This is a genomic window from Hyphomicrobium sp. (assembly GCF_036833075.1).
In the GTDB taxonomy this organism is placed as follows: Bacteria; Pseudomonadota; Alphaproteobacteria; order Rhizobiales; family Hyphomicrobiaceae; genus Hyphomicrobium_C.
In genome coordinates this window covers 1-12,228 of sequence record NZ_DAITQL010000106.1, presented here as the reverse complement: position 1 = coordinate 12,228, position 12,228 = coordinate 1, and the positions used below count along the sequence as shown (strand labels likewise).

Sequence of the window (12,228 nt, the reverse complement as noted above, 5' to 3'; positions counted from 1 at the left end):
GGAGGGACTGGCGGAAATGGCGTTCGGCTTCATCATTTCGGTTCAAAGCCAGCAGTGTGACTGCGAGATTGTTGTGGGCTGAGCCTGCGTGCTCGCATTCCGGGCCGAATGCGGCGATGAGCGAAGTAAGGGCGGCTTCCTGGAATGGCAGCGCCGCTGCCGGAAGGTGCCGCGCCATCAACTGGTGCGCCAGGTCTACCGCGATCCACCCGGCCAGATCCGGATGCGCATCGCGCACTGGCGCCAGAGCATGCAACGCTTCCCGCAAGAGCTCTTCTGCTTCCCGGCCGCGTCCTTGGCGCACCAACATGCCGGCAAGGGCATGATGGGTACGGGCAAGATCGGCGGCACGAGACGTCCCTGCCATGACAGCCAAGGAACGTCGGAAAGCGCGTTCCGCTTCTGCGGCTTTGTTGAGGCGCTCATAGAGCAACGCCAGATTATGCAAAGGAGAGCCGAGGCTGGCATCGGAGGGGCCGCGGTGCTGTTCGATCAGCCGGACAACCTGTTCGAGGTTCGCTAGGGATTCAGCAAACCGGCCCTGGCTGTAGAGCTTGGCGCTCAACAGATCCAGGTCTCTGATCTGGTCTTCAGGCCCCAATCGCAGCCTCCCGGTCTGATGACAATGTCACGCCGGATGTTGAAAATGGCAATGGAGCGCCTTTGCGGCGTAGTTTCGAAACGATTTCAGTCAGTACGCCGGGCGCATAGAGCGACGATAATCGGATGGGGGATGTGTGAGGTGAAGGTCGGGCGTGGTAGACGGATGGTTTTCCACCGCAAAGCGCCGGCCGAGGTGCCGCGCACTTGATGGAATGAGGCTAGCATCAAGAAAGCGAGTCCAGACATTCGGGGGAGCCAGCAATGCCACTCCACATACAGCAATCGGATTGGATCGTTCATGACGGGACGCTGAAAAAGCAGTTCGGCTACACCGGCCTGATGGGAGACGGGGCCGAGCACATCCTGCAGATCCATATCGACACCTCGCCGAACATGGTGCTGGGCGGCTACCACACGCATATCAGTCTTCACCTCTATCCGAACTATTTAGAGGGCGATCCCGGCTACGTTCCGGCGCAACTGGCGGCCGACGATGCTCCGGCAGAAGCGAAAGTGGTTACGGTGCGCTGCGGACCTTCCGGCAACGGGGCGCTAATGATCATGCCGATGGAGAGGGAGGGATCGGAGTCGTTTCTGGCAACGCTGAACAAGTGCAAGATGATGCGGTTGACGCTGTTCGACGATAACGGCCCCTTTATGAGGCTCCCGATCCCGAATGACGAACAATACCGGCGCGCGGCGCGGGAGTATTTTGCACAAGCTGAAGGCGTGCCGAGTAAAGAGGCGATGCTCGGCATGCTGAGGCCGCAGAGAAGTTTCCTTTCACGCCTCGCATCAAAATTTGCGCCTTGACGCTTTACGGGTGAAGCTGAGGAGAGAGCTGACCCATTAGCGGTAGTCGTCGGAAATAGTGGTATTGGGTCGCCCATGGCACGCTCGCGGAGTGATTGGAATAGGGGACGTGGTGAATAGCTTGGTAAGGTTGGCGCTCGGTTCGCCGAGCCCGTTGTCGGGGAAGGCATGGCGGAACGATATCGCGTACTCAGTCTCGACGGTGGCGGCATGCGCGGCATCTATACCGCCGCTTATCTGCATGGCCTTATCGATTCCTTCTCACATCGCCGCAACGTTGAATACCTCGATCTCGGCAAAGGATTTGACCTCATTGTCGGGACGAGCACTGGGGCAATGATTGCCTGCGCCCTGGCGGCGGGCGTTCGTATGGACAGGGTGGTTGGGCTCTACCGAGAGTATGGGCCAAGAATATTTGAGCAGCCTGTCTACGATGGGCTAAAGGTCGTTTTGAACTTTTTTGGGAGAAGGAGCAGGTTGCAACGGGGTGCGAAAGCCCTGGAAGAAGGCCTTACCGGTATTTTCGGTCAAACCACCATTGGAGAGCTCTATGCGCGCCGCGGTATTGCTCTCGCCATACCCACCGTCGAATTGAGCCGCCACCGCGCTTTCGTATTCAAATCCGCACACCTTGGCGGAGACAGGGATGACAACACCCGCTTGGTGGATGCTTGCCTCGCATCCTCAGCCGCTCCGGTTTTTCGATCCTTAGCATCCTTTAAGCCAGCGGACGGTCTAGATCCGCCGCGGGTATTTGCCGACGGCGGGCTGTGGGCAAACAACCCCGTACTCGTTGGGATGCTAGATGCTCTACGAGCAACTGCGCGGGAGACCGAGATTGACATCTTTGCCATGGGCACATGTCCACGCCCCGAGGGCGAGCATGTGGATTCCGCCGATCTCGACCGGAGCTTGTATGACTGGCGGTTCGGGGCAAAAGCTGCCCAGCTTGGTATTGCCGCTCAGGAAACGGCCTTCGATCACATGGCCAGACTTCTCGCCAACGAGCTTCACAGGCATGGCCGCGCAGTGAACGTTTGCCGCTTTCCCAGCGACAAGGTTGCGGCATCTGTGATGCCTTATCTGGACCTCGACAACACCAGCAAGGCAGCGATGGACGCCCTTGTGGGCCAAGCTCGAACGGATGTGGACATTACAAAGAGCCGATGCGATGACGCGAAGGATAGTGAAGGCGGGGCCATTTTAAGATTGTTCAATGCCATTCCAGAAATGAAGAAAGATCAAGAAAATGCATGATACTTCCGCCCAGATCCTGAAATTTTACAATAAGAAAGTGGCTCTTCCATCGGAAGAGCGCACGGAGATGCGCGACCGCCGGAATACGAACCGTCAAAGGTTGAAAGGCGGGCTTGAGGCGGATGAGAAACCACAACCCTACGGAATGTGGTCCCAAGGCTCATACGCCATGCGCACGATGATCCAAGATGCGGACAATGATTACGATATCGACGATGGAGCCTACTTTCGCAAGGATGCTCTTGTAGGCCCGCAAGGTGGGGAAATGAGCGCGCTGGCTGTCCGCCAGATGGTCTGCGATGCCTTACAAGACGACCGGTTCACTAAGCAGCCTGAAGCGCTGAAGAACTGTGTGCGCGTATACTACAACGAGGGCTTCCATGTTGATGTGCCGTCGTATCGCGAAATCGTCGAAAAGGACGAGTGGACCGGTATAGAGACCAAAAGGTATGAGCTTGCCAGCGCCGATTGGAAGTCATCCGACCCGAAGGAGGTGACGAAATGGTTCAAGAGGCAGAATAAGAACCTGAGCCCAGATTTCGATGACAGCGAGGGGCAATACCTTAGGGTCGTCAAGCTGCTGAAGATGTTTGCCCGCAGCAGACCTTCCTGGAAGGGCAAGATTGCCACGGGGTTCATGATCACCAAGCTGGTTTCCGATCACTTCTACCCCCACAGTGGTCGGGATGACATCTCCCTGCGCATTGTCATGAGTAACATTGAGGCGCGGGCACAGAAGGATGTTGCCCACCCGACACTCACTGGGGAAGTTATTAGCGGGGTCGATGATCCTCGCCTCCCGTTCCTTCGCGAGAAATTGAAAGAGAACCTGCCGCACCTTGATGTGCTGGACGAGGCTGAGTGCACACATGCCGAAGCAATGAAGGCATGGGACAAGGTCTTCAACACTGATTGGTTCTCCGAACAGCCGGAGCCTCAAGGTGGGGAACGTGTTTTTGTGGGTGGTGGCCCCACCGCACCGGTTCAGAAGCAAGGTGGCGGTCGTTATGGAAGGTTTGGTTGACCCGTGGCCTCACCACTAGAGAACCACAAAGCTGCCCTGGACCAGGTCAGCCGATGGGTGGAATCCAAATTCAAGGAAGCGAGTCAACTATCCACGCAGGAGCTTGACGCAACTCCTGTCGCGAACGCAGCCATCGGGTGGAGGCTTCCCTTTGAAGAGAGTGGAAGCCTCCATTTGGTGCTTGATCAGGATTTTCCCTATTCGGAGCCGCGCCTCATTATTGAGGGTCGACCGTTGCTCCTAAGCGGACCGCACCTAGAGGATAAGGGGAAGATATGTATAGCGGGTGATGGGGGGCAGTTTGACACGCTAAACCCCGTCGGTGTGGTCGAATATGTGTACCGCGAGGCCGTTAGCCTTCTTGAGGGCAACGTGGCCAAGGAAAACGACGCCGATTTTCAGCACGATTTTGGTGCCTACTGGCGGCGTGAAGAACAGGATGAGGTTCCCCTTCGCACACTGGTCGCTCCCAAGGGGCCGAGCAGGAAAATTGTTGGTTGGTCAGGTAACATTACTTACGTCGCGGACGATGCGGCACTTCTGACGCGCTTTCTGAAGAACACGAAGCGTTCTGCAAACGCAGTGCTGAAGCCTGCGTTCGCCATTTGGATGAAGCGGCTTCCACGGCCAGATGAGTACCCCACGTCAGTCGATGAATTGCGGCGGTTCGTTGCAAGCAATTCCGATGATGGGCTTCAAGTACTCGATGAGCTTCTGACCAACCCGAACTTGCCGGTTGCGGGGGTGCTGATGGGGCCTGCGGGAGGCAACAGGCCTGCTGGCATAGGTGGAATAAGGATTGAGGAAAAGTCGGCGCCCTATCGGCCCGGGAGAAAAGTAGAGGACCCTCTCAACAAGGGTTTCAGGCCTGGCAAAGTTCCTCCTGCCATCTTGGCCCAACGACTGCAGCTTAAGAGGATGCGCGTTGACGAGGTCGATGGTGCAAAATCGCGCCGTCCCTCGTACCTGCCGGCAGAGTTATCCTCGAAGAAGGTAGTGTTGATAGGATGTGGCTCACTTGGATCTGGAATAGCGAAGCTGCTCCTCCAAAGCGGCGTAGAAGAGATTTTCCTTATCGACCCTGATACGATGGGATGGGTGAATATCGAGCGCCATGAACTCGGAGCGACGTCGGTGGCGCACAATAAGGCGGAAGCCCTTACCTCAGAATTCCAGGCCAAGTACCCATTGGCTCAAGTCTCAGGTTACCCAACGACGTGGCTGGATCTTTACAGGCAGAACCGCCAAATCTTCGAGGCATCAGATCTTATTGTTACAACGTGTGCCAACTGGAATGCAGAGAGTGCACTGAGCGACCTTCAGCAGAGTGGAGCACTTCCAGTTCCGGTCTTATATGGCTGGCTGGAGGAATCAGCCCTTGCAGCCCATGCAGTAGCGCTCGATTCCAATTCCCCTTGTTTCCGATGTGGTTTCAGCGTGACAGGGGAGCCGCTGTTCTCTGTCGTTCGGGGATCGAACGGAATACCTGCAGGGTGTGGTGGAGGTATAAGTCTGTATGGCGCCATCGATATGGCACCCGCACAGGCAATGATCGCAGGCACTGCCCTCGATGTTCTGCTCGGCAAAGCAAAGGCCGCAGTCCACCGCGTATGGGTATGTCCAAAGGCGAACTTGAACGCTGCCGATGCCGATTGGAGTCCGAGCTGGATTGCCGAGCACGGTTCGCCGCCTGCCGGAGGAACGATAGTGCCGTGTGCTTGGCCGGAAAAAGAAGGATGCTCATGCCATTCTTAGAACCCGGTCACGTCCTGTATCTTGAAGCACCACCTATCGAGGCGTCATTCAGCTCCGAAGTTCTTCAGCACTTCCAAAAAAACAAGCAAGATGCGTTCTGGAAATCCGAGGCAGGCGGTCAACTGTTTGCCCGTATCAACGGAAAGAGCTGGGAAATCATCAAAGCTACAGGACCGCGACGCAGCGATTATCGTCGACGGTTTCACTTTTTTCCGAGCCGCAAGGACGATCAAGCCGAGATTAATATATCCTTTAGTGACGGGCTTCACTACGTAGGAGATTGGCACACTCATCCAGAGGACAGTCCCACGCCATCTTCGCTTGATTTGAGCAGCATGGTCGATCTAGTGAAATCGTCGAAGCATCAGTTGCCGGGGTTCTTGATGGTGATTGTTGGCACAATCGATACTCAGGACGGCCTTTGGGTCTCATTCCATGCACGGGATGGTTCAACCGAGCGACTTGTGTTTCGCAACTGATTAACTGCTTGCGCTCGGTCTGCCCCGATAGAAATGCAAGCATGTGTCTGCTTCTCCTAGCAGCCATTCCCACACATTGGATACGAAGCCGGATGAACGGTTCCACGGACGTCGGCTTTCTCGGCTTTGCGTCGATATCAAGCTGGTTCCATAACGGCGCTGGCCATCCAACTTTATGGATGCTTATTTGCTGGACATATATCCCGTTCCGACCCCGACAAACGACTTAAACCGTTGCCGACCTTCATCCTCCGTCGCGAGCTCTCGTGCGCGCGCGACGGTTTCGGCTCGTGCCTGAGCCGCGACCAAGCCTTGGAGTGCGAGCGACTGTTTGACTCCGAGTCCCGTGAGTTCGTTTCCGGCTTGTGTGGCTTCCAGTGCGCCGGCCGCGTCGCGCGAACGGCTCAAGGCGTCGCCCAGCAGGTGCATGTCATTCTCGATCCCGTCGGCGATCTGGCCCTGCAGAAGAGCGGTGCGCTGGAAGGCCGCGTAGCTCTCTTCCCATCGCGTGCGTGCATTGCGCAGGGCATCGTCGTAGGTCAGCTCGGCTGACGCCTCCTTCGGAAACATCTGCTGGTAATTATTCTGCGTTTCCTGCAGCCGCATGGCAATGCCTTCTCCGGCGCGAAGCTGGGTCTGGATGTCCGTGAGTGATCGCTGAAGGTCCGGCGACAACGTCCCTTGAAGGCGCATGAGGTTCTGATCCATGCGCAAGATCATCTGGGCTTCGTTCTGAAGGGTGCGGATTTGATTGTTGATCTGCTCGAGTGCCCGTGCCGCCGACAGCAGATTCTGGCTGTAGTTGCTGGGGTCGAAGACAGTGTACTGCGCGAGAGAAGGTGTCGCGGAATTGGCCACTAGACCGAACGCGATCGGCATCGTGGTAAGGACCTTGTGGACAAGCTTCATCGGTTGTTCCTCCTTGATTTGCTGGGCACGGCCCGGAATGGAGAGAGGCGTTCAGCTATGGGCGGACCTCCTGGCAGTCCCGGAAGCGGCGTCTTCCCAATCGCCAATGCCGGCAGCTCGTGATCGTCGGCATTGGCTGCTTCCGCTGGCGGTCTCACGGACGGGGTTGTGTTCCGTGCAGCCACTGACGCCTGGAGCGGTGGTGGCGTCGCCGGAGGTTGCCATTGTTGGATCAGGTCGGCCGCCCAGGTGAGACCTTTCGCCGTCAGGAACCGCGTTGTGAACCCGCTGGCGGGATCCTCCTGCACGCAGTGGTCGACGAGCTTCTGGTCGTCGGGCGAGGAGGCGCCGCAGAGTGTCAGCGCCACCGGGCCGAGGCCGAGCTCGAACAGGCGATTGCCGCGGGCGGTTTGGGCGTAATAGTCGCGCTTGGGCGCCGCGACGGAGAGGATCTCGATCTGGCGCTCATTGAGACCGAAGCGCTCGTATACCGCTCTGGCCTGCGGCTCGCGGGCGCGATCGTTGGGCAGGAAGATGCGCGTCGGGCAGCTCTCGATCAGTGCTGGCGCAATTGTCGAGCGCTCGACATCAGCCAATGATTGGGTGGCGAACACGACGGAGACGTTCTTCTTGCGCAGCGTCTTCAGCCATTCACGGATGCGGGCCGCGAACAACGCATCGTCGAGGAAGGTCCAGGCCTCGTCGAGGACCAGTAGCGTCGGTCGGCCGTCGAAGCGCTCCTCCAGGCGATGGAACAGGTAGGTCAGGACCGGCGGGATCAGCGCCTTGTGTCCCATCAGCGCCTCGAGCTCGATATGCAGAACATCCGCGGCAGCGATCTGTTCGGACGCGCCATCGAGGAGCCTGCCGTAGGCGCCTTCCAGAGCGTAGGGCGACAGTGCCGCCACGAGGGGCGCCGATTGGATGAGCACGGCGAGGCCGGTTAGCGTGCGCTCGACCTTGGGCGCCGAAGCGAGACTCTGCAGCGCTGTCCACACGGCATCCTTCACGTCCGGCGTCACGCGCACGCCTTCGGCAGTGAGCAGAGCGGTCACCCATTGCAGGGCGAAGGCGATCTCGCCGGGTTCATCGATGCGGGACAGCGGTTGTAAGGACAGTGATCCCTCGAGGCCGAGCTCGACACTGGCGCCATTCATGGCAAGCGTGCTGGCCCGTGCTGAGCGTCCGCGGTCGAACATGATGACTTGCGCGCCGATGAAACGGCGGAACTGCAGGGCGAGCAGGGATAGGAGCACGGACTTGCCCGATCCCGTGGGGCCGACTACGAGCGTGTGGCCAACATCGTCGACATGGAGATCGAGCCGGAACGGCGTACTGCCGCGCGTCTCCGTCACCATCAGCGGTGGTGCGTTGAGGTGCCGGTTCATGGTCGGTCCGGCCCAGACGGCCGAGACCGGCATCATGTGCGCTAGGTTGATCGTATGCACGATCGGCTGGCGGACGTTGGCGTAGGGGTTGCCGGGAAGGGAGCCGAGCCAGGCATCGACGGCGTTCAGGGTCTCGCGGATGGTGGCGAAGCCGCGGGTGTTGATGATGCGCTCGACGGCGAGCAGCTTCTCGTTGGCGAGCTGCAGGTTTGCGTCGGCGATGACGATTGCCGTGGTGAGATAGCCGAATGCCACGTCGTCGGCGCCGAGCTCCTGCAGGGCCTCATCGGCATCCATGGCCTTGTTGTCGGCGTCCGTGTCGACGAGGGCCGACTCGCGGTTGAACATGACCTCGCGGAGCACGGCGGCGACGGATTTGCGCTTGGCAAACCACTGACGCCTGAGCCGAGACAAGTTGCGTGCGGCTTCGGTCTTATCGATCCCGATCCAGCGCGTGGTCCAGCGGTAGGAGAAGCCGAGGTCGTTCAGTGCGTCGAGCAGTCCCGGCACGGTCGCGTTCGGGAAGCCGAGCACGCTCAGGATCCTCAGGTGCTGACTGCCGAGTTTCGGGTCGACACCGCCGAGAAACTGCCGATCACAGAGGATGGCGTCGAGGTGGGCCGGGATGTCCGGAACGGCCACAGGATGGCGCGTGTCGGAGATGGTGCCGTGCAGGTAGGTCAGCGTCCCCATGTCGTCGAGCGCTTCGGCCTCGGGAAGAATAGAAGCAAGCATCTGGAGCGCACGGTCGGTTTCGGTAATGAACCAGGCGAGCTGCGCGCGGGGCGTGGTCTCGATGTTCGCCTCGGCGCTGCGCTCGTACAGGAGCCGTTCGGCCTGCGATTCGCGTTCCGGCGGCGGCAGGTAGAGGAATGTGAGGTAGTAGCGGCTCTCGAAATGCGTGCCGTCGGCACTGAAGGCGGCATGACGCTCCTGGTCGACGAGCCAGGACGCAGCGTCCTCAAATCGCGCCCCGGGATATTGGTTGGCAGGAATTCGCTCGGCCTCGAAGAAGAGCGCCCATCCAGAGCCGAACCGCTTCAGGATGTTGTTGAGCCGCGCCGTGACCGAGACGAGCTCGGCCTGTGTGGCGCTATCGAGATCGGGTCCGCGATAGCGGATGGTGCGCTGGAACGATCCGTCCTTGTTCAGCACGACACCGGGCGCGACCAGACACGCCCACGGGAGGTAGTCGGCGAGGCTGGTCGTCTGCTTGCGGTACTCGGCAAGGTTCAGCATGAGAGGGCTCCCTTGTGACGGGCGTGACGGGACAGGACGGTCAGGAAGGCCGGGTCCTTGCGGGTGATCCAGACGGCGGCGGCGTGGCCGGCGAGCCAGATCAGAAGTCCGACGATCCAGAGCCGGAGTCCCAGCCCGATGGCGGCGGCCATCGTGCCGTTGAGGATCGCGAAGCTGCGCGGGGCGCCGGCGAGCAGGATTGGTTCCGTCAGGGAGCGATGCAGGATGACCTCGTAGCCCGGTACGAGGCTCGATGGGTGACGCATGAGGCGGTTCCTTGGTCAGTGGATGAGTGCGCCGCCGGCAAAGGAGAAGAACGAGAGGAAGAACGACGTAGCGGCGAAGGCGATGGAGAGTCCGAACACGATCTGGATCAGTCTGCGCATCCCGCCGCCCATGTCGCCGAAGGCGAGGCTCAAACCGGTGACGATGATGATGACGACGGCGATGACCTTGGCTACCGGACCTTCGATCGACTCGAGGATGCGCTGAAGCGGGGCTTCCCAGGGCATGCCGGAGCCGGCGGCGTATGCGGCGGTGCCGAGCACAGCAACGTGGCTGACCTGGGCGGCCAACGCCATAAGGAACCGGGCTTTGGATCGGATCATGTGCGCCTCTCGTCAGATGGTGTGCAGGGTGGGTCGGCCGATCGGCGTCACTTGGTAGTTGCCGTCGTCATCGAGGCCGGTGAGCTCGAGCAGCGTTTCGATGCGGCGTGCGTTGCCGCGGCCGGCGATGAACACGATGATGTCGATGGCCTGGACGATGAGATCACGAGGGACCGTGACCACGGTCTCCTGGATCAACTGCTCGAGGCGGTAGAGGCCGGCCTCGGCCGAGTTGGCATGGAGCGTGGTGATGCCGCCGGGGTGTCCGGTGTTCCACGCCTTAAGCATGTCGAGCGCCTCTGAGCCACGCACCTCGCCGACGATGATGCGGTCCGGCCGGAGGCGCAGGGTCGAGCGGACGAGGTCGGCCAGCGATGCGACGCCCGGCTTGGTCCGCAGCGCAACGCAGTCGGTCGCGGCGCACCTGAGCTCGCGTGTGTCCTCCAGGATGAGGACGCGCTCGTTGCAGTCGGCGACTTCCGCTAAGAGCGCATTGACCAACGTGGTCTTGCCCGAGGAGGTGCCGCCGACGACGAGAATGTTTTTCCGGTCTCGGATCGCGGCCTGCAATGCATCGGCCTGCAATGGCGAGATGATGCGGGCGGCCACGTAGTCCGGTAGGCGATAGAGGACGTCGGCGGGTTTGCGCACGGCGAAGCACGGCGCCGTGGCGACGGGCGGCATGATGCCCTCAAAGCGCTCTCCGGTCTCCGGCAGCTCGGCAGAGACGATCGGTGCGTGCGCGTGGACCTCGCGGCGGACGTGAGCGGCAACAAGGCGGATGATGCGTTCGACTTCGGTGCTGCCGAGCCGCTCGCCGGTGTCCTGGCGGCCAACGCTCGCGCGTTCGATCCAGAGCTTGCCGTCGGGATTGACCATGACCTCGATCACGGTCGGATCTGCCAGTGCGGCGGCAATCGTGGCGCCGAAGGCGGTGCGCAGCATCTGGCGGCGCCGGCCTTGGGCTTCTTCGGCGGCCGGTAGGGACAGGAGGTCAGCCATGATCGTTCTCCTCGAGGGGATGCGCGCTGGATGCGTGGCCGTTGCGATCCGTGGGATGACTAGTCGTCGATGTGTCGTCCGGCGGCTTCGCGAACAGATCGGTCTGCGCCACGGGAATGGTCGCGATGACTTCCGCAACGAGACGTTCGTTCTCGGCCACGCGGCGGCCGACCTCGGTGAGGAGCACCTGGTAACGCTCCCTCCCGAGTAGGCGCGCGGGCTCCTGCTCGTCCTGCGGTAGCGGCGGCGTCACGGTCAGGAAGTAGCGGACGAAGATCGCCAGCGTTTCGGTGGCAACGGCCATCTCGCGCCGGAGTCCGGCGACGACGCGGTTGAGCTCGTTGAGCCGGCGGGCAAGCCCCTCCTCGAGGCCGGCATGCTGTTGCGGCTCCAAGGCTGCTCGCAGCGCTTCCTCGACCAGGGCGGATTTGGCGCCATTGCGCTGCTGCGCGATCAGATCGAACCGCCGGGCGAGCGGGCGCGATATATAAAGAGTGTATCGCTTCTTGCTCATGTCAGAGACGCAGCCCCGGGAACTGGATGATTTCGTTCTGACTGTCGTCGGCCGGCGCGGTTCCGATTTCCGGCGTCGGCTCCGTCAATTGGGCCGCGAAGAGGGGCAGGTCGCCGATCGGCCGTTCGGTTTTTATGGTCTTGCGGCGTGCGATCTCTCGTGTGCGGGGAGGCGCGTCCGCATCGCCCCCGCTCGATGTCACGAGGTCTGCCCAAGCCTTGTCGAGACGGGGATCGGGACTGCGGATGCGATCCGTCCAGACGTGCGGTCGCGTCGGACCGTCGCCCTTCTCCCTGCCGGCCACCTCCGGCGCCGGCAAGCACCGCTCGAGGAAATTGCGATCGTCGTAGTAGCGGAGCTTTCGCGCGCGGATTGGCGGCACGCCGGAGACGAAGACCAGCGCGTCATCTTGTGGGAGCTGCAAAACCTCGCCTGGCGTCAACAGCGGACGCGGCGTTTCCTGCTCGGAGACGGACGTATGCGATAGCCAGGCTGCGAAGCGCTTGCCGGAGAGGTTGGTCTGCGCGCGTAGCTCGGTCGCTGTGCCGAGTGCATCGGATAGGCGCCGGGCCGTGCGCGCGTCATTGGGCGCGTAGGCGATCCGCACATGGCATTTGTCGAGGTTGGCGTGATTAGG

The 12,228-nt window shown here is 60.7% G+C and carries 13 protein-coding genes; 5 read left to right on the top strand and 8 right to left on the bottom strand.

Going from position 1 to position 12,228, the window contains the following annotated elements; translation table 11 throughout:
- The coding region (locus V7082_RS19630) for a tetratricopeptide repeat protein (protein ID WP_334151208.1) at positions 1–601 on the bottom strand (601 nt) is incomplete at its 3' end.
- 263 nt (positions 602–864) lie between these two features.
- Between V7082_RS19630 and V7082_RS19625 the strand changes: the two genes are divergently transcribed.
- The 5 genes from V7082_RS19625 to V7082_RS19605 all read left to right on the top strand — a co-directional run bounded on the left by V7082_RS19625 (position 865) and on the right by V7082_RS19605 (position 5,931).
- Positions 865–1,416, top strand: a complete 552-nt coding sequence (locus V7082_RS19625; protein ID WP_334150063.1) for a hypothetical protein — start codon at positions 865–867, stop codon at positions 1,414–1,416.
- Between the two features lie 168 nt (positions 1,417–1,584).
- Complete coding sequence (locus V7082_RS19620) at positions 1,585–2,673, top strand: patatin-like phospholipase family protein (RefSeq protein ID WP_334151206.1); 1,089 nt, start codon at positions 1,585–1,587, stop codon at positions 2,671–2,673.
- Positions 2,666–3,697, top strand: coding sequence for a cyclic GMP-AMP synthase DncV-like nucleotidyltransferase (locus V7082_RS19615; RefSeq protein ID WP_334151205.1), 1,032 nt, complete (start codon positions 2,666–2,668; stop codon positions 3,695–3,697). The genes V7082_RS19620 and V7082_RS19615 overlap by 8 nt, the downstream gene beginning before the upstream one ends.
- A gap of 57 nt (positions 3,698–3,754) precedes the next feature.
- Positions 3,755–5,452 (top strand): ThiF family adenylyltransferase, encoded by a 1,698-nt coding sequence (locus tag V7082_RS19610; protein WP_334151203.1) that lies wholly within the window; start codon positions 3,755–3,757, stop codon positions 5,450–5,452.
- Positions 5,440–5,931, top strand: a complete 492-nt coding sequence (locus tag V7082_RS19605; RefSeq protein ID WP_334151201.1) for a Mov34/MPN/PAD-1 family protein — start codon at positions 5,440–5,442, stop codon at positions 5,929–5,931. Before V7082_RS19610 ends, V7082_RS19605 begins: the two co-directional genes overlap by 13 nt.
- Positions 5,932–6,114: 183 nt before the next feature.
- Here V7082_RS19605 and trbJ read toward each other — a convergent pair whose 3' ends face one another.
- From trbJ to V7082_RS19570, 7 genes are all read right to left on the bottom strand, one after another.
- On the bottom strand, positions 6,115–6,840 hold the full coding sequence (trbJ, locus tag V7082_RS19600) for a P-type conjugative transfer protein TrbJ (RefSeq protein WP_334151193.1): 726 nt from the start codon (positions 6,838–6,840) through the stop codon (positions 6,115–6,117).
- Complete coding sequence (gene trbE / locus V7082_RS19595) at positions 6,837–9,467, bottom strand: conjugal transfer protein TrbE (protein ID WP_334151191.1); 2,631 nt, start codon at positions 9,465–9,467, stop codon at positions 6,837–6,839. The genes trbJ and trbE overlap by 4 nt, the downstream gene beginning before the upstream one ends.
- Entirely contained in the window at positions 9,461–9,733 is a 273-nt protein-coding gene (locus tag V7082_RS19590) for a VirB3 family type IV secretion system protein (RefSeq protein WP_334151190.1), read from the bottom strand. Before V7082_RS19590 ends, trbE begins: the two co-directional genes overlap by 7 nt.
- A gap of 15 nt (positions 9,734–9,748) precedes the next feature.
- Positions 9,749–10,075: a TrbC/VirB2 family protein gene (locus V7082_RS19585; protein WP_334151188.1), complete on the bottom strand. Its 327-nt coding sequence runs from the start codon at positions 10,073–10,075 to the stop codon at positions 9,749–9,751.
- Positions 10,076–10,087: 12 nt separating this feature from the next.
- Complete coding sequence (gene trbB / locus V7082_RS19580; RefSeq protein WP_334151186.1) at positions 10,088–11,077, bottom strand: P-type conjugative transfer ATPase TrbB; 990 nt, start codon at positions 11,075–11,077, stop codon at positions 10,088–10,090.
- Positions 11,070–11,591, bottom strand: a complete 522-nt coding sequence (locus V7082_RS19575; RefSeq protein WP_271029864.1) for a hypothetical protein — start codon at positions 11,589–11,591, stop codon at positions 11,070–11,072. The genes trbB and V7082_RS19575 overlap by 8 nt, the downstream gene beginning before the upstream one ends.
- A 1-nt stretch (position 11,592) precedes the next feature.
- Positions 11,593–12,228, bottom strand: a 636-nt coding sequence (locus tag V7082_RS19570; protein WP_334151184.1) for a type IV secretory system conjugative DNA transfer family protein, incomplete at its 5' end; no start/stop codon positions are given.